The sequence below is a fragment of the Mesorhizobium sp. M1006 genome (genome assembly GCF_040318825.1).
In the GTDB taxonomy this organism is placed as follows: domain Bacteria; phylum Pseudomonadota; class Alphaproteobacteria; order Rhizobiales; family Rhizobiaceae; genus Mesorhizobium.
This window is the reverse complement of the sequence record NZ_JAMYMZ010000014.1, coordinates 105,107-124,625: the sequence shown is the minus strand read 5'-3', so window position 1 is coordinate 124,625 and position 19,519 is coordinate 105,107. Positions and strand designations below refer to the sequence as shown.

Below are 19,519 nucleotides of genomic sequence, written 5' to 3'. Positions count from 1 at the left end.
TTGTCGGGCTCAGTCGCCTCCAGGTCGGCCGGCACGATCGGCGCCGGCGCCCTTTGAGCCGCGCTGTTCCAGCCCGCGCGCATAGGCGAGCAGTTCTTCGAAATCCAGGTCGATATGGTCCTTGGCGTGGCGCTGGGCGGCGGGCATGTCGGTGCCCTTGAGCAGCCGCACATAGGTCCCGTGGACGTCTTCGGCAGGCACCGGCTCGTTGCGCGCCCGCTGGTGCAGGGCGAAATACATCTGCAGCCGGCTAGTCAGCCGCTGCCAGGTTTCCAGGAGCACCGAATTGTCGGCCCATTCATGGATCAGGCCATGCAGTTGCAGCGCTGTTTCGATCTGCCGCGTGGTGTCCAGGTCGCGCGTCGCCTGCTTCACCGCCGCATGGCGCCGGTCGAGTTCGTCGAAGAAGCGCTGGTCGCGAAGCGGCCAGGTCCGCGCGATGGCGAATTCGTCGAGCACCTTGTTGAGCGAATAGGCATCGTCGATGTCCTTGGCGGTGACGTTGATGACGAAGGTTCCGGCGTAGGGGATGCTGGTCAGGATGCCTTCCTGCACCAGCTCGCGCATCGCCTCGCGCAGCGGCGCGCGGCTCACCCGCATCTGCTCGGAAATCCTGAGTTCGTTGAGCTTCTGTCCCGGTTCCAGCTGGCCGGTCAGGATCGCCTGCCGGAGCAGCCCCACGATCTCGGCCCTGCGTGTCGTATCGCCGATCGGACTGAAATCCAGCTTTGCCATTCGGCTGCTCAAGGGAACCGAAAGCAAGACAAGCAGGTTGTCGACAATCTAACAAGAGGCGGGTTGTGGATTTCTTGACTTCCGCTTGGCCGGCTGGCTTGCGGCGCCGGCAAGGCCGTCAGGCCGCACGGCCGCAAAAACCGACCCGTCTTTCATCGCTGAACATCACACCGGCTTCTCGAAGCCGGCGTATGTAGCGCTTTCCCCAAGGAATTGCGTAGAACGAAACATAGCAAAACGGCGCCCTTGGCGTGGGAGCCGAGGGCGCCGCGGAACCGGACCTGATGGGGGTTATCAGGTGGCCGGTTTCTCGGGCAGCGGCGAGACCGGCATTCCCGGGCCGATCTTCTGCAGATTGCCGGTAATCACCCGGTCGCCTTCGGCCACACCGCTCAAGATGGCGACCTGATCGCCATTGGTCGGTCCGAGCGAAACGATACGCTGGTCGACCGTGTTGTCCTTGCCGACGACATAGAGGTATTTGCCGAGCTGGCCTGAGCCGAGTGCCGTCTGCGGTACCATCAGCGCATCGGGCTGCTCTTTGACGTGCAGCCGGACGCGGACATATTGGCCGGGCAGCAGCGTGAACTTGCCGTTGCCGATCGTCGCCCGTGCCGTGATCGTGCCGGTCGAGCGATCGATCGTGTTGTCTATGAAGGTAAGATCGCCCTTCTGGCGCGGTTCCGTTTCACCGGGAAGCAGGACGTCGACACTGATCGGTCCCGCGGCCCGGGCTTCCTCGATCTGTGTCAGGTCCGTTTCGCTCGGATTGAAGGTGACGTAGATCGGATCGAGCTGCACCAGCGAATTGAGCACGGTGCCGGCAACGCTGACCAGCGTTCCAACGGAAGCCTGGCTGCGTCCGATGCGTCCCGCGAACGGGGCACGGATTTCGGTATAGCTCAAATTGAGCTCGGCGGTCCGCAAGGCGGCCTGGTTCACGGCGAGCGAGGCCTGAGCCTCACGCAAGGTGCTGGTGCGCTGGTCGAACACGTCCTTGGCGAGATAGCCGCTCTTGGCGAGTTCGCTGCCGCGCCCGAGATTGGAGCGCGCATAGTCGAGCGTCGCCGTGTCGCGCTGGATAAGCGCCTTCGCCTGCTCGAGGGCAGCCTGAAAATCCTCCGGCGCGATCTTGTAGAGAAGGTCGCCCTTCGCCACGTCGCTGCCGTCGGTGGCGACCTGCTCCTGCAGATAACCCGGCACGCGCGCCTGCAGCGTGATGCTGCGGATCGGCTCCACCCGGGCGGCGTAGTCGAGATAGATCGGGATCGTCTTCTTGACGACGCTCACCACCGGCACCGGCATGACAAAGGCTTCCGGCTTGGGTGTCGCCGCCCCGGCTGTGCCCGCGTTGAGGCTGAGGCTGCCCATGTCGAGCAGGTGAACGCTCGCCACCGAAATCGCCCCAAGGGCGACGGCCGTTCCCAGCGCGATTTTCCATTTACGCATGATCAATTCTCCAGTCCTATTCGGCGGCTTCGGCCAATGGCTCGAAGGCGGGTTCGGCAGTTGGTTGTTCGGTCGCTTCGGAAACCGGTTCGCTCTCGCTGCGGCGCTCGCGCAGCTGCTCGATCACCGCATAGAAGACCGGCACGAACACCAGCGACAGGATCGTCGCCGCGACCATGCCGCCAAAGACGGTGGTGCCGATCGACTGCCGGCTTGCGGCACCTGCACCTGTAGCGAACATCAGCGGCAGCACGCCGAGGATGAAGGCGAAGGCGGTCATCAGGATCGGTCGCAGCCGAAGCCGCGCCGCTTCCATCGCGGCGTCGACGATGCTGAGGCCTTCTTCGCGCCGGCGCCGGGCAAACTCGACGATCAGAATCGCGTTCTTGGCCGCCAGTCCGATCAGCATGACGAAGCCGATCTGCGAATAGACATCGATCTGCATGCCACGCAGCCACAGCACGACGAACGCACCGAAAAGTGCGAGCGGCACCGCCAGCAGCACCATGAACGGCATCGCCCAGCTCTCATATTGCGCGGCGAGGATCAGGAAGACGAAGACGATCGCGAGACCAAAGACCACGGATGCGATCGATCCCGCCTTGAGCTCCTGATAGGTGATGCCGGTCCATTCGTAACCGAAATCTCTCGGCAACGCCGTGGCAGCGGCACGTTCCATCGCCGCCACCGCCTGGCCGGACGAAAAGCCGGGCGCGGCGCCGCCATTGATCAGGGCCGACGCATTGTTGTTGTAATGCGGCACGGTCTCGGGGCCGACGATCGGCACAAGCTTGCCCAGCGTGCTCAGCGGCACCATCCCACCCGAGGCATTGCGGACATAGAGCCGCGATATGTCGGCCGGACCGGCACGAGAATCCTTGTCGGCCTGGATCGTCACCCGGAAGGTGCGGCCGAACAGGTTGAAATCGTTCACATAGAGCGAGCCGAGATAGATCTGCAGCGTATTGAACACGTCCGGCAGGTTGAGCCCGAGCAGCTTCGCCTTGGCGCGATCGAGATCGTAGTTGAACTGCGGCGTCGAGGTCGAGAACGACGAGAACAATTGCTGCGGGTTGAGCTCGGGCTGCTTGCGCGCCTCGGCAATCACGGCTTGCGTCGCATCGTTGAGCGCCACGCTGCCGCGGCCGGTCAGGTCCTCGACCTGGAACTCGAAGCCACCGGTGGTGCCGATGCCCGGGATCGACGGCGGGTCGAAACTCAGCGCAAAAGCCTCCGGAATTTGCAGCAGCTTGTTGCGCACGTCGGCGACGAGCTTAGAGGCGCTCTGGTCGGGGCCGCGTTCGTCCCATGGCTTCAGGATCGCGAATTCGACCGCCGAGTTCGACTGCGCGGCGCTGGTCAGGAAGTTCAAGCCGCTGATCGAGCCGACGATGTCGACGCCGGGCGTGTTCTGCAGGATGTCGCGTGCCTTTTGCGCCACCGCGTCGGTGCGTTCCAGCGAGGCCCCGTCGGGGAGCTGGATGACGACGAAGAAATAGCCCTGGTCCTCGACCGGAAGGAAGGTCGAGGGCAGGCGCTGCCAGACGAAATAGGTCGCGACAAGTCCGGCTGCGAATACGCCGAGCATGATCCAGCGCAGGCGGATGAGAATGCGTACGCCATTCGCATAGGCATGCGCCAGCCGTTCGAAGCCCATGTTGAACCAGCGGAACAGCACGAACTGTGTTTCCGGCCGGTGGCGCAGGAAGGCAGCGCTGAGCGACGGGGTAAGCGTCAGCGAGACGAAGGCCGAGATGCCGAAGGAGATCGCCACAGTCAGGGCGAACTGGTTGTAGAGCCGGCCGGACACGCCGGGAATGAAGGCAACCGGCACGAACACAGCCATCAGCACGGCGGTCGTGGCGATGATCGGGCCGGTAACCTCTGCCATCGCGGTACGCGTGGCAGCCAGCGGTTTGAGGCCGGCCTCAAGTTGGCGTTCGACATTCTCGACGACGACGATGGCGTCGTCGACGACGAGGCCGATCGCCAGCACCATGCCGAGCAGGCTGAGCATGTTCAGTGAGAAGCCAAGCATATGCATGACGGCCAGCGTCGCCACCAGCGACACCGGAATTGCGATCGTCGGGATGATCGTGGTGCGCCAGCTTTGCAGGAAGATGAACACCACGGCGACGACCAGGACCAGCGCTTCGCCGAGCGTGATCAGCACGTCGTGCATTGAGGCCGAAACGAAACGTGTCGTATCGTAATGCATGGCGTAGCTGACGCCCTTCGGGAAACGGGCCGACAGCTCCTGCATCTTGTCCTTGACACGCTGCTGCAGATCGAGCGCGTTGGAGCCCGGCATCTGGTAGACCGCGAGCACCACCGTCGGGTCCTTGCCGAAGAAGGCCGACGACGAATATTGCAGCGCACCGAGCTCGATGCGCGCAACGTCGCGCAGCCTGACCAGCGAGCCGTTGGCGGTATTGGCCCGCACGACGATGTCGCCGAACTCCTTGGGATCGCTCAGCCTGCCGACGGCGTTGACCTGCATCTCGAAGGCGGTGCCGGCGGGAGCCGGTGATTGCCCGATCTTGCCGGCCGCCACCTGGACGTTCTGCTCGGCGACGGCGTTCTGCACGTCGACGGCAGTAATGCCGAGATTGGCGAGCTTGTCGGGGTCGAGCCAGATGCGCATCGAATAGCGCCGCTCGCCGAAGATCTGCACGTCGCCGACGCCGGGCAGGCGCTTCAGCGGATCGACCACCTGCAGATAGGCGAGATTGCTCAGCGCGACCGGGTTGACGGAACCGTCCGGCGAGGTGAGGTCGACGATCAGGACGAAGTTCGGGTTCTGCTTCTTGATCGTCACGCCGCCCTGGTTGACGATGGCCGGCAACGAGGAAGCCGCCTGCGAAACGCGGTTCTGGACGTCGACGGCCGCCGTGCTCAGATCGTAGCCGACGTCGAAGGTGATGGTGATCGTCGAGGAGCCGTCATTGGAGCTCGACGACGACATATAGGTCATCCCCTGGACGCCGTTGATCTGCTGTTCGAGCGGCGTCGTCACCGTGTCGGCGACGACCTGCGCGCTGGCGCCCGGGTAATGGGCGCTGACCACGACCTGGGGCGGCGTGATGTCGGGAAACTGCGAGACGGGCAGGAGGAAATAACAGATCGCTCCGGCGAGCACCATGATGATGGCGATCGCCGACGCAAAGATCGGACGATGAATGAAGAAGTTTACCATGAGATGCAAGCCTCGCCCGATGCTCTGGCCCGGCCAAACGCCCTGGCTACCCTGGACAGCCGCCGGCTGCGTGTTGAGCCGGAATCTTCGAGAAAGCCGAAATCTTCAAGGCGGCGCGGCGCATTGCGGCGCTCGGCCTGCTCATCCGCCAGCGCACGCAGCATCGCCTCGAAAGACCGCGGGTCGACGCGGTCGGCCTTCATCAGCATGCGGATCATCGGATCCCTCACGACTTCATCGATCGTCAGATCATTGCGCTGCGACATCGAAGCGGCTCCTGGTTTTTGGTGATCCGCGGCAAGCCGCGGATCGGGTGTTTTCTTGCTCGCCGGCCGAGGCCGTAAGGTGCGGTTCGTCCCCTTGCCGATCGGGGCGCGGCTGGTGGCCGGCACTTGCGAGTTTGACATGATGCAATGCGGGTGTTACAGGTAAGTAACATCTCTAACGTTACAGACCGGTAACACCCTAGTCAAGAGGTGCACCGAGGGAATTTCGGGAAACGCAATCACGGAGGTTTTGATGACAGACGGTGTTGTGGAGCGTGTTCGCCCCCGGGACAGGATCCTGGAGACGGCACGGGACATGTTTCACAAGCATGGCATTCGCGGCGTCGGCATCGACGCCATCACCGAGGCCGCCGGCACCAACAAGATGACGCTCTACCGGCATTTCGAGTCCAAGGACGACCTGATCATCGAATGTCTGCGGGCGACCGCCTGCAGCGCCAACGCGATGTGGGAAAAGTTCGAGGCCGAGAATCCGGGCGACAAACTGGCGCAGTTGCATGCCTGGGTCCGGATGGCGGCCGATTGCCTGATGTCGGACCGTCGCGGTTGCGACATGGCCAACGCCGCCATCGAGCTGAGCGAGGCCGATCATCCGGCAAGGCAAGTGATCAAGGAACTCAAGGAAGCGCAGCGCGAGCGGCTGGTCTCGCTGTGTCGCGATGCCGGCATCGGACAGGCCGAGCTTCTTGCGGACACGCTGTCGCTGTTGCTCGAGGGCGCCCGCGTCAGCCTGCAAAGCGTCGGCGCCGAGGGCCCGAGCGCGCAGTTCGTCCGCATGGCGGAAGGCCTGATCACGTCTTTCAGGGCAAGATAATCTCGTAAGCGGCGAAACGACCCGTGGCGTTTCGATTGCGGGCCGCGCCGCCGGGTGATGTCTGTCCCATCGCGATGTGCCATCTCGCGTCTCCTGTGCCGATCCTCCGCACCATGGCCGGCGCGGCGTTGATTGCTGGTCGTAAGGCAGGATAGGGCCGCCGGCGAACCGGTGAGAGTGACAAGTGTGACAGGATTCCGCCCGATAAGCCGCGGCGGTCGCAGCGAAGCTCATCGATCCGCGGATCAGCAAACGTGTCCGGTGCTGTCCCGACCGCAAGCATTGGCCGCTATCCCGGAGCTGGAACAAAAAAAGCCCGCTGCCGGGAGGAGGTGGCAGCGGGCTCGATTTCGAATACGGCACGGGAGGAGGTGTACCGCACTCAGCGTCGGCATCGCATCTGGGAGGAGTAGATGGCCGACACCTGCGAAATTATCGATTGCCCAATGATTCGGCAACCACAAAAGTTGCATAGGTGATGTGCAGATTTGCGGTATCAACCGAATTTTAACCATCGAGGCCCGAGCGACCATCGCCTCGCGCGACATCACTGCACCGGGACATTTTCCTTGAAGATCAGGCGCGGCTCGATAAATTTTCGCGTCAGATAGGGCGCCGACGAGGCGATCGAGCCGAGCAGGCGAATGACCGACTGTTCGGCAATCAGCCGCGCATTCTGGTCGATGACGACGTCGAGCAGATCGTCGACGAGATAGCCGCGCGTCTCGCGCGTCAGATCATGGCAGATGAACACCGGCTTCGTCTGCGGCCTGACTTCGAGCAATGCTTTTGCCACGCCCGAGCGCCCGGCGCCGATACAGTAGATGCCGAGCAGCTCCGGCTCGCTGTGCAGCGCCTTCATGGTCGCGGTATAACTGGCCTCCGGCTCATCGTTGATCTCAACGGCGCTTGTGACCGTCAGATTGGGGAACTCCTCGCCGAGCACGGAGCGAAAGCCCATCTCGCGTTCCTCATGGCCGCGGTAGGAGCGTGAGCCGACGACCATCGCCAGATGGCCCTGGCGGCCGCCGAGGAACCGTCCCATCAGCAGCGCCGCGGTGCGGCCAGCCACCCGGTTGTCGATGCCGACATAGGCCGAGCGGGGCGCACCCGGAACATCGGACACCAGCGTGACCAGGCGGATGCCGGCCTCGACGATCTCGCGCAAGATGTTGCGCGTTCTCGGATGATCGATGGCGATGACGCCGACGCCGTTCGCCTTGAGCGAGAGGTTTTCGACGGCCGCCTGCAAGGCGCTCGGCGAGATGCCGGCGAGCTTGTGGATGCGGCAGGAGGCGACCAGCGGCAGGCGCGCCGCATAATCCTCGATGTGCCTGGCCAGATCGGCCATGAAGGCATTGCTGCCGATCGGCAGGAAGAATTCGAGATGCGCCGGCCGCGAGGGCAACGCGACCTGGTCGACAACCGGCAGATAGCCGAGCTGCTTGGCCGCCTCCATGACGCGCTGCCGGTTGGCGGCACTGGCCCCCGGCCGGTTGTTGAGCACGCGGTCGACCGTCGCCGTCGACAGGCCGCAGCTCCTGGCAATATCCGAAACGGTGGCTTTCATGTCGCAACCATGTGGCGATGCGATCCAGTGCCTCGACGATCAGCCCGACCCCCGGCTGCTCAGCCGGGCCGTTGCGTGCCCTCGACCAGCGCGTCATGGATCTCCTTGTCCGACATGCCGGTGATGACGCGTTCGACTTCGGCGACGCTGGTCTTCTTCGGGTCAATATCGTCGGCGACCACCTTACCGCGGCGCATGACGACGATGCGGTCGACCACCTGGAAGACATGATGGATGTTGTGGGCGATGAAGATGCAGGAATGGCCGGAATCGCGGGCGCTGCGCACGAAGCTCAGCACGCCTTGCGTTTCGGCGACGCCGAGATTGTTGGTCGGCTCGTCGAGGATGATGAGGTCGCTGTCGAAATGCATGGCGCGCGCAATCGCCACCGCCTGCCGCTCGCCACCGGAGAGCGAGCCGATCGGCGTCGTCGGCGGGATGTTCTTCGAGATGCCGACCTGCTTGAGCAGGTCGCGGGCAACCACGTTCATTGCCTCCTGGTCCATCCGATTGAGGAAGCGCGGCGGCTTGATCGGCTCGCGCCCGAGAAACAGGTTGCGGGCGATCGACAGCTGCGTCACCAGCGCCGAGTCCTGGTAGATCGTCTCGATGCCATGCGCGATGGCGTCGCTGGTAGTGCGCAAATTCACCTTCTTGCCGCGGATGAAGATATCGCCGCTGGTCAGCGGGACCGCGCCCGACAGCACTTTGATCAGCGTCGACTTGCCGGCGCCGTTGTCGCCGAGCAGGCCGACGATCTCCCTTTCGTTGACATGGAAAGTGGCATCAACCAGCGCCTGCACGCGGCCATAGGACTTGCGGATATTTTCCATGCGGACAAGCGGTTCGGCCATGGTTCAAGTCCCTGCCTGATGCCGGCGTTCCAGCCATGAATGGAGCGCCATCATGCCGAGGATGATGGCGCCGATGAAAATATTATAGGCAAGGCCAGGCACACCGATCAGCACGATGCCGTTGCGCATCACGCGCAGGATCAGGATACCGAGCACCGTGCCGATGATTGTGCCGCGCCCGCCTGTCAGCGCCGTGCCGCCGATCACCACCATGGCGATGACTTCGAGCTCGTAGCCGGTGCCGCTGTTGGGGTTGGCCGCCGAGGTGCGCAGCGAGGAGATGACCCCGGCAAGCGAGGCCAGGATCGACGACAGGATGAACAGGCCGATCTTGACACCGCTGACATTGACGCCGCGCGCCCTTGCAGCACTCGGGTTGCCGCCGGCTGCCTGGATCCAGTTGCCTGTCCGGCTCTGCGTCAGCACGTAACCGAGCGCGATTGCGGCGGCGATGAACCAGAACAGCGACATGTAGATACGGAACGGCCCGATGAAGAAATCGCCGACCAGCGCTTCCGCCAGCCAGCTGCCCTCGGCGCTCCAGGTCCGCTGCGGAAACCCGTTGGTGACGAACAAAGCGGTGCCGCGCACCACCAGCAGCATGCCCAGCGTCACCAGGAAGGACGGGATCTTGAGCTGCGTCACGAACCAGCCATTGACCAGTCCAATGAACGCAGCGACCACCAGCGCAATGACGAAGGCGGCTTCCAGCGAGGCGACGCCGCTGTTGAACAACGTCCACATCAGGACCGGCGAGAAGCCGAACACCGAGCCGACCGAGAGATCGAATTCGCCTGATGTCATCAACAGCGTCATCGCCAGCGCGATCAGCCCGAGCTCGACCGTAAAGGCCAGCGTGTTCGAGATGTTTTGCGGCGACAGGAAGTCGTGGTTGATGCCCCAGAACACGGCGATCTCGACGACGAGCAGCACAAACGGCCCGAACTCGGGCCGCGCGATCGAGCGTTGGATAAGAGAACGATTTTCCACCTTGGACCCGCGATAGGATTGGATTTGGCCGCGACCGCAACCGGCTTCGGCGGAATGATGAGACAGTCACGGCCGCCGAAGCGGCCGTGACCAACTCGATCGCGGATTTATTTGCCGGACAGGATCTTGTCGTAGACTGCCGCGGTGTCCTTCTCGTAGAGCGCGCCGGTGATCACGTCGAAGCCGGGCGGAATACCGCTCGCCGCCATGTTGGCGAGCGAGAGCGCGACGTAGCTGGTCGCCTGCGGATCCTGCCACTGCGCGGCATTGACGTAGCCGTTCAGCACTTCCTGGGTGGTGTCGAGCGAGTTGCCCCAGCCGACGACCGGGATTTCGCCCGGCTTGACGCCGACCTGGTCGAACACCCGCTTGATCGAACCGGTGACAAGGTCGCCGAGGCCGATAACCGCCTTGACCTTGGCCCTGTTGGCGGTGAGGTAATCGACCATGCGGTTGATCACTTCGGCCTGGTCGAGCGTCGCTTCGGTGATTTCGTAGGTGATGCCGAGCGGCTCGAACACGCTCTTGATGCCTTCCTCTTCCTGGACGCCATAGGTGGCACCGGGAATTTCGACCGGCATCCAGACGAAGTCGCCCTTCTTCACAAGGCCCTTGTCGACCAGATACTGCGCCCAATGTTTGCCGAAGGTGACGTTGTCGCCGCCGACATAGGCGTTGAAGTCCGCCTTAGGGTCGGGCGTGTTGAAGTTGATGATCGGGATGTTCGCCGCCCGCGCTTCCTTGGCGATCTCGACAAGGCTGCCCGGATCAGGGCTGGTCGTGGTGATGCCGTCGGCCTTGGCGGAAATCGCGGCGCGAACAGCCTCCTGCTGCGACGCCACGTCGCCATTGTGGAACGACGTGTTGACGGTGTTGCCGGTGTCCGCCGCCCATTGCTTGGCGCCGGCAAGGAAGTATGTCCAGACCGGATCGGCCGGGCCGCCATGCGAAATCCAGTAGAACGTCTTGGCCTGTGCCGCGGCCGGAATGGCCAGCGCCACCATCAAGCCAAGTACAAGCAGTCTTAGCCTCGTCAGCATTTGATTTCCTCCCATTTGAACCGAACTCCTCCTCCGACGACGATCGCGGCCAAAAACCGTGCGCGGCCAAAGCCGTGATCGCATTTGCCAGCGTCGACCTGGGCGCATTAGAGCATTCCCTTTTTCGATCGATGGCAAGCCTCGATTGCCAATGGACGTTGGCGCAAGGCACCACGCCATCAGCAATCCCATCAGATTGCATCAGTTTGGCTGATATTTTCCAGGCGGCCGACGATCGGCCTTGCGACCGTCATGCAATGCTGCGCGGCGGCGCGCCGAGCACGTATTGCTCTAGGTCGATAAGCGTCCCGGTCATCAGCCCGGAGGCGTCGCTGAGCAGGAACAGCGTTAGCTGGGCGACTTCGTCCATGGTCAGCAATCGACCAAGCGGCAGGCCGGCGGCGGCAATCTTTGCCCAGTTTTCGCCCTTGCCCAGCGTGCGCGCCTGCATCTCTTGTTCGGCCGGCGTCGCTACCCAGCCCATGTTGATGCCGTTGACGCGGATGCGATCGGAAAGATGCGCGTTGGCAATGTTTCTGGTCAGCGTCGAAAGCGCGCCCTTGGTTGCGGAATAGATGGCAAGGTCCGGCGCACCGCAATGCGCATTCACCGACAGTATGTTGACGATGGCCCCCGCCGCCCGCCGTGTCTTCATGTCGGCTACGGCCGCCTGCATGAGGAAGAACGGCGCGCGCGCATTAACGGAAAATAACCTGTCCCAGTCGTTGATTGTGCCAGTTTCCAGCGAGGCCCGGTCGGTGAGGGCCGCGGCGTTCACCAGACAATCGATGCGGCCGAGTCTTTTGATCGCTTCCGCCATGACAGCTGCAGGCGCGGCCGGATCTCCAAGATCGGCCTGGATGAAGACGACGGGCCGGCTTGGTCGTGAAAGCTCTTCGGCGATGCGTCTGCCACGCTCGGCATTGCGGCCGACAATGGCGATCCCTTCGCCGCCGTCGGCTGAGGCCAGCCGGGCGATGGTCTCGCCAAGCCCTTGCGTTCCGCCGGTAACGACAAGGGTCTTGCCCTCAAGAGCGACGATCAATGGACTCTCCCGAATGCCGACGAGCAGGTAATTTCCAATCAGAGAATTCTAGAATCTATCGGATGTTAGGCTGCGGGACTAGATGAGGTCGGCCCTGGCGAGGTCGCGCATCAGGTGGCTGGCGCCGTAGGTCCAGTGTGGGCAGTCGGGCGACAGCCGCACGCGGTTGACCAAGGCGCCGAATTTCTCCGACGAGATGGTGACGATGTCGCCGACTTTGTGGGTAAAGCCCTTGCCTGTTTCGCCCCGATCCTTCGACGGCACGAACATGGTGCCGAGATAAAGTGCCAGCCCGTCGGGGTATTGATGATGCGGCCCCATGGCGGCGGCGACCAACTCTTCCGGCGAGCGGCTGATCTCGGCCATCGAACTGGCGCCCTCCAGCGAGAACCCATCCTCGCCCTCGACCTTCAGGCGTACGATCGCCTGCTTCACGTCGCCAATTGAAAATGTCTCATCGAACAGCCGGATAAAGGGGCCAAGTGCTGCCGAAGCGTTGTTGTCCTTGGCTTTGCCGAGCAGCAGCGCCGAGCGCCCCTCGACGTCGCGCAGATTGACGTCGTTGCCGATCGTCGCCCCGACAATCCTGCCGCTGCTGGCGGCAATCATGGCGATCTCCGGCTCCGGATTGTTCCATGTCGAAACCGGATGCAGGCCGACATCGGCGCCGAAGCCGACCGAGGCCATCGGCTGGCACTTGGTGAAGATCTCGGCGTCGGGGCCGATGCCGACTTCCAGATATTGCGACCAGGCGCCGCGCGCTATCAGCTTGGCCTTGATCTCCATCGCTTCCGGCGAGCCGGGTTTGAGCTTCGACAGATCGTGGCCGATCAGCCCGGCGATGTCGGCGCGAATGGCGTCGGCCTTTTCCGCCGAACCGCGCGCCTGCTCCTCGATCACCCGTTCGAGCAGACTGACGACAAAGGTGACGCCAGACGCTTTGATCGCCTGCAGGTCGACAGGAGACAGCAGGTACGGTTTCCCCGGATCGCGCGCTGTCTCGAAACTGTTGGCGGCAATGGCATCGAGCGGGCCGATCGGCCGCCCCTTGGCCGAGCGGACGTGCCCCGCCGGATCCGGCAATTCGCAAACGTCGCGCACGGTCGGTGCCACATTTGACGTGATGTCGAAGACCGTGCCGTCACGCACCGTGACCACCAGCGGATGGGAAGCATCGCTCGCCCGGGCGCGGCCCACGAACAGGCCTTCGGCGGGCAAATGTGTGGCGTTCGTCATGGCTTACATTTCCTGTTGGCTTGTCCTTCGGCTGCGGCACTTTCAACAAATTCCCGCCAAAGGTCTATCCCGCCTGCAGGACGAGCTTTGTCAATTCTTTCAAGCGGTCTTCGCATCGCTGGACCTTGATCGAGCCTGACGTGCGCCAACGGCGACGGAAAACGCTCTTTCAAAATAATGAAACCGTCGCTAGGGTTTTCACCTACTGAAATCTCCAGGTGACGCTTGCCCGTACGGTTTTCCGATCCAATCTGGCAGAAGCCGCGGACGGCCACCGCGTTCCAGTCGCTTTTTCCAGCCGGCCGATGCGTCGATGTCGTTATCGTCGGCGGCGGTATCATGGGGCTGTCGACAGCCTTGCACGCTGCCCGGTTCGGCCTTGCCGTCCAGGTGCTGGAGGCCGGCGAAATTGGCAATGGCGCATCCGGCCTGAACGGCGGTCAGGTCATTCCCGGCCTGAAATACGATCCGGACTGGCTGCTGGAGCATTTTGGTCTCGAACGCGGCGAAGCGCTCGTCAACTTTGCCGCCTCGACCGCTGACACCGTCTTCGAATTGATCCGCGACGAAAGACTGGCGGTGCCGTTCGTCCGCAATGGCTGGATCCAGGCCGCGCATACCGAGACCGCGCTGAAAGCGTCGGCGAACCGGGATCGGCAGTGGCGGGCGCGCGGCGCCGATGTCCGGCTGCTGAGCGGGACGGAGATCGCGACGATGACCGGCGCGCAAGGCTATCTCGGCGGCTGGCTCGATCGCCGCGCCGGTGCCATCGATCCGCTCGCCTACACGTCGGAACTGGCGCGCGTCGCTGCAGCGGCGGGCGTAAAGATCGCCGAGCGCCAGAACGTGATGCAGATCAGCAAGAATGCCGGCATTTGGCATGTTTCTACGGAAAGCGGCGCCGAACTCAAGGCCAAGGCGATTGTCCTGGCGACCAACGCCTATACCGGCGGCCTGCTTCCCGGCCTCGCCGAGACGATCGTCCCGCTGCATTCCTTCCAGATCGCGACAGCGCCGCTATCGTCCAATCTCGCGGCGGCGATCCTGCCGGAAGGGCAGGCAGTGTCGGATTCGCGCCGCATCCTCGTCTATTACCGCAAGAGTTCCGATGGTCGGCTGGTGCTCGGCGGACGCGGCCGCATGGCCTTGCCGAACGGCCCGGCCGACTGGGCGCATCTGGAACGCGCGCTGCTGCGGCTCTACCCGGCGCTGTCCGATGTGGCCATTGAAAAGCGGTGGTTCGGCCGGGTGGCAATGACGCCGGACCATCTCCCGCATATCCACGAGCCAGAGAAGGGTCTGCTGGCGGTCGTCGGTTGCCAGGGCCGCGGCATCGGCCTGATGACCGCGCTTGGCGAGCGCATCGCCTCCTACCTGTCGAGCGGCGACACCAGGCAATTGCCGTTCCCGGTCTCGCCGATCCGGCCGATTCCGTTTCATGCGTTTCGGCAGGTCGGCGTTGCCGCGACCATCGCCTGGTACCGGATGCTGGACGCCTTCGAACGCTGACGTTCATGCCCAAGCGTGAAACAGCTTGACAGCTTCATGAATATGAAAAAAGCTTGGTCGATTTCAAGTTATGATGGGCAGTCGATGTCGACCCTCGCCGCAACGCAGCCGCTGCCGGAAACCCGGTCTTCGCCGGGTTTTCGCTTCGCCATGCTGCTGCCCGGCGGGTTGGTCACCTTCTTGCTGATCCTTTTCGCCCTTGGCCTCGTGCTTTTCCTCGCCTTCCGCGGCAATGACGGCTCGCTGCTGGGGGCTGGTTTCACCCTTGCGAATTTCGTCACCGTGGCCACCGATCCGCTGTACTGGACGGTGACGCTGCGCTCGCTGGGCATCGCCGGCCTGGTGGCGCTGGCAACCGTCGTCACCGCCTATCCCGTTGCCTACTATCTGGCCTTTCACAGCGGGCGGCGGCGCGGGCTGCTGTTGTTCCTGCTGACCCTGCCGTTCTGGACCAGCTATCTGCTGCGCGTCTTCGCCTGGAAGATCGTGCTTGCCTATAATGGCGTGCTGAACTCGGCGCTGATCGAAAGCGGCATCTGGTCGGAGCCGACATTGGCCTTCCTTAATACGCCGGCAGCGGTCGTCGTCACGCTCGCCCACGCTTATGCGCCGTTCGCCATCCTGCCCATCTATGTGGCGCTGGACACCATCCCGAAATCGTTGCTCGAGGCCGCTTCCGATCTCGGCGCAAAACCATTCACCAGCTTCCGCCGCATCGTGCTGCCCAATTCGATGCCGGGCGTGCTGGCGGCCGCTCTCGTCGTCTTCGTGCCGACCGTCGGCGATTATGTGACGCCGGCGCTGGTCGGCGGCCCTGCCAGTACAATGATCGGCACACTGATCCAGGCCGAGTTCGGCAAGGCCAATGACTGGCCGTTCGGCGCCGCACTCGCCGTCGCCGTCATGCTGGTCATTCTCGCCGTGGTGCTGGTGGTGCGCTTCGCCGACCGCCGGTACGGCAGCCGCACATGAACACGGCGCGTGTCGATGCAAAACAGGGCGGCGGCTGGCTCGGAGCCTACGTCCTTGCCTATCTGGTGTTCCTGTATCTGCCGATACTGCTGATCCCGCTGTTTTCCTTCAACAATTCGATCCAGGCGGCATTTCCGCTGCAAGGCTTCACGCTGGAGTGGTACGGCACACTTTACGGCAATTCGGCGCTGTCCGGTGCGCTTGCCACCAGCCTCGTCATCGGCGCCATTGCCGCCAGCGGCGCAACACTCTGCGGCATCACCGTGTCCTATATGGACCTCTACGGTCGCTCGCCGCTGGCCGCCACGATCAGTGCCATTGCGCGGCTGCCGATCCTGATCCCCGGCGTCATCGTCGGCATCTCGCTGTTGATCCTGGTCAATCTCGCCGGTTTCGGGCCGTCGCGCATTGCCATTGTGCTCGGCCATGTATTGGTGGCGCTGCCGACGACGGTGGTGGTCATGCGCAGCCGCTTCGCCGCCATCCCGAAGACCATCCGCGAGGCAGCGCTCGACCTGGGCGCCTCGGACTGGACGACCTTCAGACGGGTGATGCTGCCGCTCAGCCTGCCCGCCATCATTTCGGCGTTCATGCTGGCCTTCCTGACCTCGTTCGACGAGTTTATCGTCGCCTTCTTCCTTGCCGGCACCGAGCCGACGCTGCCGCTTTATATCTGGAGCCAGCTGCGCTTCCCGAAATCGCTGCCGACCGTCATGGCGCTCGGCACGGCGATCCTGGCCGTGTCGTTCGTCATCGCCGCACTCGCCGAAATCCTGCGCCATCGCGGGCTTGCCGCCACCCGGCGGCCAGCGCCCGCCAGCCTGTCAAAACCAGAAGAGACCGAAAGAGGAGAACTGCAATGGCATTCGACTTGAAATCGATAACGGCAAAGACAGCGAAAACCGGACTGGCTGCCTTCGCGCTGGCGCTTGCATCGACTGCCGCCTTTGCCGGCGACAAGCTGCAATATTTCACCTGGTCGGGCTATGAACTGCCCGACTTCAACAAGAGCTTCCTCGCCGCGCACCCCGATGGTGTCGAAGCCTCGATGTTCGGCGACGACGATGACGCCTTCACCAAGGTCAAGGCCGGCTTCCGCCCCGATGTCGCGCACCCTTGCTATGACAAGGTGGCGCGCTGGAACAAGGAAGGCCTGCTGCAGCCGATCGACACCAAGCGCATCAAAAACTGGGATTCGATCTTCCCGGTCTTCAAGAACCTGCCCGACCTGCAGGCCGGCGACGGCAAGGTCTGGATGGTGCCGTGGGACTGGGGCAATACCTCGATCCTCTACCGCACCGATCTGGTGAAGAACCCGGAAGCCAGTTGGAACCTGCTGTGGGACAAACAATATGCCGGGCGCATGGCGACCATCGATGCCGTCCACGACACACCGGTGGTGGCGGCCCTTCTGGCCGGCGTCAATCCATTCGACATGACACCGGAACAGATGGACAAGGTGGCGGAAAAACTGCGCGAGCAGCGCCCGCTGCTCTCGAACTACACCACCGACATGACCTCGGTCGAACAGGCACTGGCGAGCGGCCAGCTGGTCGCGGCCATGACCTGGAACGCTTCGGCCACCTCGCTGAAGAAGCAGGGCGTGCCTGTAGAGTTCATGAAGCCGAAGGAAGGCATGCTGACCTGGGCTTGCGGCTTCGTCATGCTCAAGGACGCCAAGAACGTCGATCTTGCTTATGACTTCATCAACAGCCGGCTGGAAACGGATTCCGGAAAGTATCTGATCCAGGCTTACGGCTATGGCAGCTCGACCAGCTCGGCTTTCGCCGCCGTGCCAAAGGAGGAGTTGGAGAAACTGCAGCTGCCTTCCGATCCCGAGGTGATGCTGAAGACCACGATCTTCACCGGGCCGATGAAGCAGAATGACGAACTCGCCAAGATGTTCGAGAAGGTCAAGGCAGGCGGCTGAGCCTGGTTCTTCCTTCTCCCCTTGCGGGAGGAGGTGTCGCCGAAGGCGACGGATGAGGGGTGTTCCAGATGGCACCGACAGCACTCCGGCCAACACCCTCATCCGTCTCGGCGCTTCGCGCCGATCCACCTTCTCCCACAAGGGGAGAAGGGAAAACCTAACCAAACAAGGACCAACGAATGGACATGCTGGACGAAGCGGCTGAGAAGCCGAAGGACGACGCCGACGTCAGGGTCGGCCGGCGCGTGCGAGCGCTCAGGCTGGAGCGCAATCTCTCGCTGGCCGAACTTGCCGCCAAGGCAGGTGTCTCGATAGGTGCGCTAAGCCAGATCGAGCGCGGCATGTCGTCATTGCGGGTCCGCGTGATCTGGCCGCTTGCCGCCGCCCTCGATATAGAGCCGTCAGCGCTGATCGCTGACGGCAAGGATGTCGGCAACGATCTCTATTGTGTGCGCGCCAACAGCCGGCGTCAGATCCCGGTCAAATCGGAAGGCATCGCCAAGGCGCTGCTGTCGCCGCCGGCCGCCACGCTGACCGGCATGCTGGTGACCGTTGACGCCGGTGGCGGCACCGCCGAAGCTTACGCCCATGCCGGCCATGAATTCGGCTTCGTCCTGTCGGGCGAGGTCGAGCTGGTGGTCGATTCGACCAGATACGGGCTGAAGGCCGGCGACAGCTTCGCCTTCAGGAGCACGTTGCTACATGCCTTCCGCAATCCGGGCAGCGAGCGCTGCCAGATCCTGTGGGTCAACACCACCAAGCCGTCCGAGGTTCGCGATGGCGCCTGATCCTCTCGTCCGGCTGGACAAGGTCTCCAAGATTTTCCCCGGCGGCATCGTCGGGCTCGACGCCGTCGATCTTGACATTGCCCGCGGCGAGTTCCTGACCTTGCTCGGACCGTCCGGCTGCGGCAAGACCACCAGCCTGCGTGTCATCGCCGGCTTCGAGAGCCCGTCGAACGGCAAGGTCCTGCTCGAAGGCCGCGACATCACGGCGCTCAGGCCCTTCGCCCGTCCTGTCAATACCGTGTTCCAGGACTACGCGCTGTTCCCACACATGAACGTTGCCGAAAATGTCGGCTTCGGCCTGTCGCTGCGCAAGCTCTCCGGTGCCGAACAGGCAAAGCGCGTCGGCGCAGCGCTCGACATGGTCGGCCTTGCCGAGAAGCCCGGCGCCCGCGTGTCCGAATTGTCGGGTGGCCAGCGCCAGCGCGTCGCACTTGCCCGCGCCATCGTCTGCGAGCCGCGTGTGCTGCTGCTCGACGAGCCGCTGTCGGCGCTCGATGCGCATCTGCGCGAGCAGATGCAGGTCGAACTGAAGCGGCTGCAGTCGCGGCTTGGCACCACTTTCGTCATGGTCACGCACGACCAGACCGAGGCGCTGTCGATCTCAGACCGCATCGTCGTCATGAACAAGGGCCGCATAGAGCAGATTGCGCCGCCGGCGACCCTTTACGACCGGCCCGCCACCAAATTCGTCGCCAGCTTCATCGGCACGATGAACCTTCTGCAGTCGCGCTTTGTCGGCCGCGATGGCGAGCGCTTGCGGTTCGCCGCCGGCGCCCTGCCGCTGGAAGCGGTTTCGGAGACGGGCGAACTGCCTGGCGAGGGCACGGTGCGCACCATCGGCGTGCGTCCGGAGGATCTTTTGGCGACGACCGAGGCCACGGCCGGCACTGTACCGGTGCGGGTGAACAGCATCGTCTTTCACGGCCGCACCTTGCGCCTTCATGCAGAGTTGGGGCAGGGGACACAGGTGGTGATCGACGCGCCGCGCCGGACAGAGGGTTTTCAATTCAGCGTCGGCGACGTGGCGCATATCAGCCTGCGCCGTGGCGCCAACTGCCCTATGCTGCCTAGCTAGTCTCACTCATTTCCAGAAAACCGGAGCAC

At 63.4% G+C, this 19,519-nt stretch carries 17 protein-coding genes; 7 read left to right on the top strand and 10 right to left on the bottom strand.

The window, feature by feature from the left end:
- Nucleotides 1–9: 9 nt before the first annotated feature.
- The 4 genes from NKH60_RS16160 to NKH60_RS16145 all read right to left on the bottom strand — a co-directional run bounded on the left by NKH60_RS16160 (nt 10) and on the right by NKH60_RS16145 (nt 5,646).
- A complete protein-coding gene (locus NKH60_RS16160) occupies nt 10–735 on the bottom strand; it encodes a GntR family transcriptional regulator (RefSeq protein ID WP_352612325.1) in 726 nt (241 codons plus the stop codon).
- A 294-nt stretch (nt 736–1,029) separates the two neighbouring features.
- A complete protein-coding gene (locus NKH60_RS16155) occupies nt 1,030–2,184 on the bottom strand; it encodes an efflux RND transporter periplasmic adaptor subunit (protein ID WP_352466107.1) in 1,155 nt (384 codons plus the stop codon).
- Nucleotides 2,185–2,200: 16 nt separating this feature from the next.
- Nucleotides 2,201–5,380, bottom strand: coding sequence for an efflux RND transporter permease subunit (locus NKH60_RS16150; protein WP_352473392.1), 3,180 nt, complete (start codon nt 5,378–5,380; stop codon nt 2,201–2,203).
- Nucleotides 5,374–5,646 (bottom strand): hypothetical protein, encoded by a 273-nt coding sequence (locus tag NKH60_RS16145; RefSeq protein ID WP_031211028.1) that lies wholly within the window; start codon nt 5,644–5,646, stop codon nt 5,374–5,376. The genes NKH60_RS16150 and NKH60_RS16145 overlap by 7 nt, the downstream gene beginning before the upstream one ends.
- Nucleotides 5,647–5,899: 253 nt before the next feature.
- On the opposite strand from NKH60_RS16145, the gene NKH60_RS16140 reads away from it, so the two are divergent.
- The gene (locus NKH60_RS16140) at nt 5,900–6,481 is read left to right on the top strand and encodes a TetR/AcrR family transcriptional regulator (protein WP_031211029.1); all 582 of its coding nucleotides are present in this window, start codon (nt 5,900–5,902) and stop codon (nt 6,479–6,481) included.
- A 547-nt stretch (nt 6,482–7,028) separates the two neighbouring features.
- Here NKH60_RS16140 and NKH60_RS16135 read toward each other — a convergent pair.
- From NKH60_RS16135 to NKH60_RS16110, 6 genes are all read right to left on the bottom strand, one after another.
- Nucleotides 7,029–8,051, bottom strand: coding sequence for a LacI family DNA-binding transcriptional regulator (locus NKH60_RS16135; RefSeq protein WP_352473391.1), 1,023 nt, complete (start codon nt 8,049–8,051; stop codon nt 7,029–7,031).
- A gap of 59 nt (nt 8,052–8,110) precedes the next feature.
- Nucleotides 8,111–8,905: an ATP-binding cassette domain-containing protein gene (locus tag NKH60_RS16130; protein WP_352502015.1), complete on the bottom strand. Its 795-nt coding sequence runs from the start codon at nt 8,903–8,905 to the stop codon at nt 8,111–8,113.
- Between the two features lie 3 nt (nt 8,906–8,908).
- Nucleotides 8,909–9,895 carry an ABC transporter permease gene (locus tag NKH60_RS16125; RefSeq protein ID WP_023674041.1) on the bottom strand — a complete coding sequence of 329 codons (987 nt, stop codon included), beginning with the start codon at nt 9,893–9,895 and terminating at the stop codon, nt 8,909–8,911.
- 107 nt (nt 9,896–10,002) lie between these two features.
- A complete protein-coding gene (locus NKH60_RS16120) occupies nt 10,003–10,935 on the bottom strand; it encodes a substrate-binding domain-containing protein (protein WP_352455167.1) in 933 nt (310 codons plus the stop codon).
- A gap of 250 nt (nt 10,936–11,185) precedes the next feature.
- On the bottom strand, nt 11,186–11,980 hold the full coding sequence (locus tag NKH60_RS16115) for an SDR family oxidoreductase (protein WP_352502014.1): 795 nt from the start codon (nt 11,978–11,980) through the stop codon (nt 11,186–11,188).
- A gap of 78 nt (nt 11,981–12,058) precedes the next feature.
- Complete coding sequence (locus NKH60_RS16110) at nt 12,059–13,216, bottom strand: fumarylacetoacetate hydrolase family protein (protein WP_352452558.1); 1,158 nt, start codon at nt 13,214–13,216, stop codon at nt 12,059–12,061.
- 225 nt (nt 13,217–13,441) lie between these two features.
- On the opposite strand from NKH60_RS16110, the gene NKH60_RS16105 reads away from it, so the two are divergent.
- The 6 genes from NKH60_RS16105 (at nt 13,442) to NKH60_RS16080 (ending at nt 19,490) form a co-directional block, all read left to right on the top strand.
- Nucleotides 13,442–14,725 (top strand): NAD(P)/FAD-dependent oxidoreductase, encoded by a 1,284-nt coding sequence (locus tag NKH60_RS16105; protein ID WP_352502013.1) that lies wholly within the window; start codon nt 13,442–13,444, stop codon nt 14,723–14,725.
- Nucleotides 14,726–14,809: 84 nt separating this feature from the next.
- Complete coding sequence (locus tag NKH60_RS16100) at nt 14,810–15,697, top strand: ABC transporter permease (protein ID WP_352612710.1); 888 nt, start codon at nt 14,810–14,812, stop codon at nt 15,695–15,697.
- Complete coding sequence (locus NKH60_RS16095) at nt 15,694–16,572, top strand: ABC transporter permease (RefSeq protein ID WP_352612327.1); 879 nt, start codon at nt 15,694–15,696, stop codon at nt 16,570–16,572. Before NKH60_RS16100 ends, NKH60_RS16095 begins: the two co-directional genes overlap by 4 nt.
- Entirely contained in the window at nt 16,557–17,627 is a 1,071-nt protein-coding gene (locus NKH60_RS16090; protein ID WP_352540137.1) for an ABC transporter substrate-binding protein, read from the top strand. The genes NKH60_RS16095 and NKH60_RS16090 overlap by 16 nt, the downstream gene beginning before the upstream one ends.
- Nucleotides 17,628–17,806: 179 nt before the next feature.
- Entirely contained in the window at nt 17,807–18,415 is a 609-nt protein-coding gene (locus NKH60_RS16085; RefSeq protein ID WP_352540136.1) for a cupin domain-containing protein, read from the top strand.
- A complete protein-coding gene (locus NKH60_RS16080; protein ID WP_352540135.1) occupies nt 18,405–19,490 on the top strand; it encodes an ABC transporter ATP-binding protein in 1,086 nt (361 codons plus the stop codon). Before NKH60_RS16085 ends, NKH60_RS16080 begins: the two co-directional genes overlap by 11 nt.
- Nucleotides 19,491–19,519 lie beyond the last annotated feature (29 nt).

Coding starts and splice junctions, on each gene's coding strand:
- NKH60_RS16160 (WP_352612325.1), bottom strand. CDS start 735: ATGGCAAAGCTGGATTTCAGTCCGATCGGCGATACGACACGCAGGGCC.
- NKH60_RS16155 (WP_352466107.1), bottom strand. CDS start 2,184: ATGCGTAAATGGAAAATCGCGCTGGGAACGGCCGTCGCCCTTGGGGCG.
- NKH60_RS16150 (WP_352473392.1), bottom strand. CDS start 5,380: ATGGTAAACTTCTTCATTCATCGTCCGATCTTTGCGTCGGCGATCGCC.
- NKH60_RS16145 (WP_031211028.1), bottom strand. CDS start 5,646: ATGTCGCAGCGCAATGATCTGACGATCGATGAAGTCGTGAGGGATCCG.
- NKH60_RS16140 (WP_031211029.1), top strand. CDS start 5,900: ATGACAGACGGTGTTGTGGAGCGTGTTCGCCCCCGGGACAGGATCCTG.
- NKH60_RS16135 (WP_352473391.1), bottom strand. CDS start 8,051: ATGAAAGCCACCGTTTCGGATATTGCCAGGAGCTGCGGCCTGTCGACG.
- NKH60_RS16130 (WP_352502015.1), bottom strand. CDS start 8,905: ATGGCCGAACCGCTTGTCCGCATGGAAAATATCCGCAAGTCCTATGGC.
- NKH60_RS16120 (WP_352455167.1), bottom strand. CDS start 10,935: ATGCTGACGAGGCTAAGACTGCTTGTACTTGGCTTGATGGTGGCGCTG.
- NKH60_RS16110 (WP_352452558.1), bottom strand. CDS start 13,216: ATGACGAACGCCACACATTTGCCCGCCGAAGGCCTGTTCGTGGGCCGC.
- NKH60_RS16100 (WP_352612710.1), top strand. CDS start 14,810: ATGTCGACCCTCGCCGCAACGCAGCCGCTGCCGGAAACCCGGTCTTCG.
- NKH60_RS16095 (WP_352612327.1), top strand. CDS start 15,694: ATGAACACGGCGCGTGTCGATGCAAAACAGGGCGGCGGCTGGCTCGGA.
- NKH60_RS16090 (WP_352540137.1), top strand. CDS start 16,557: ATGGCATTCGACTTGAAATCGATAACGGCAAAGACAGCGAAAACCGGA.
- NKH60_RS16085 (WP_352540136.1), top strand. CDS start 17,807: ATGGACATGCTGGACGAAGCGGCTGAGAAGCCGAAGGACGACGCCGAC.
- NKH60_RS16080 (WP_352540135.1), top strand. CDS start 18,405: ATGGCGCCTGATCCTCTCGTCCGGCTGGACAAGGTCTCCAAGATTTTC.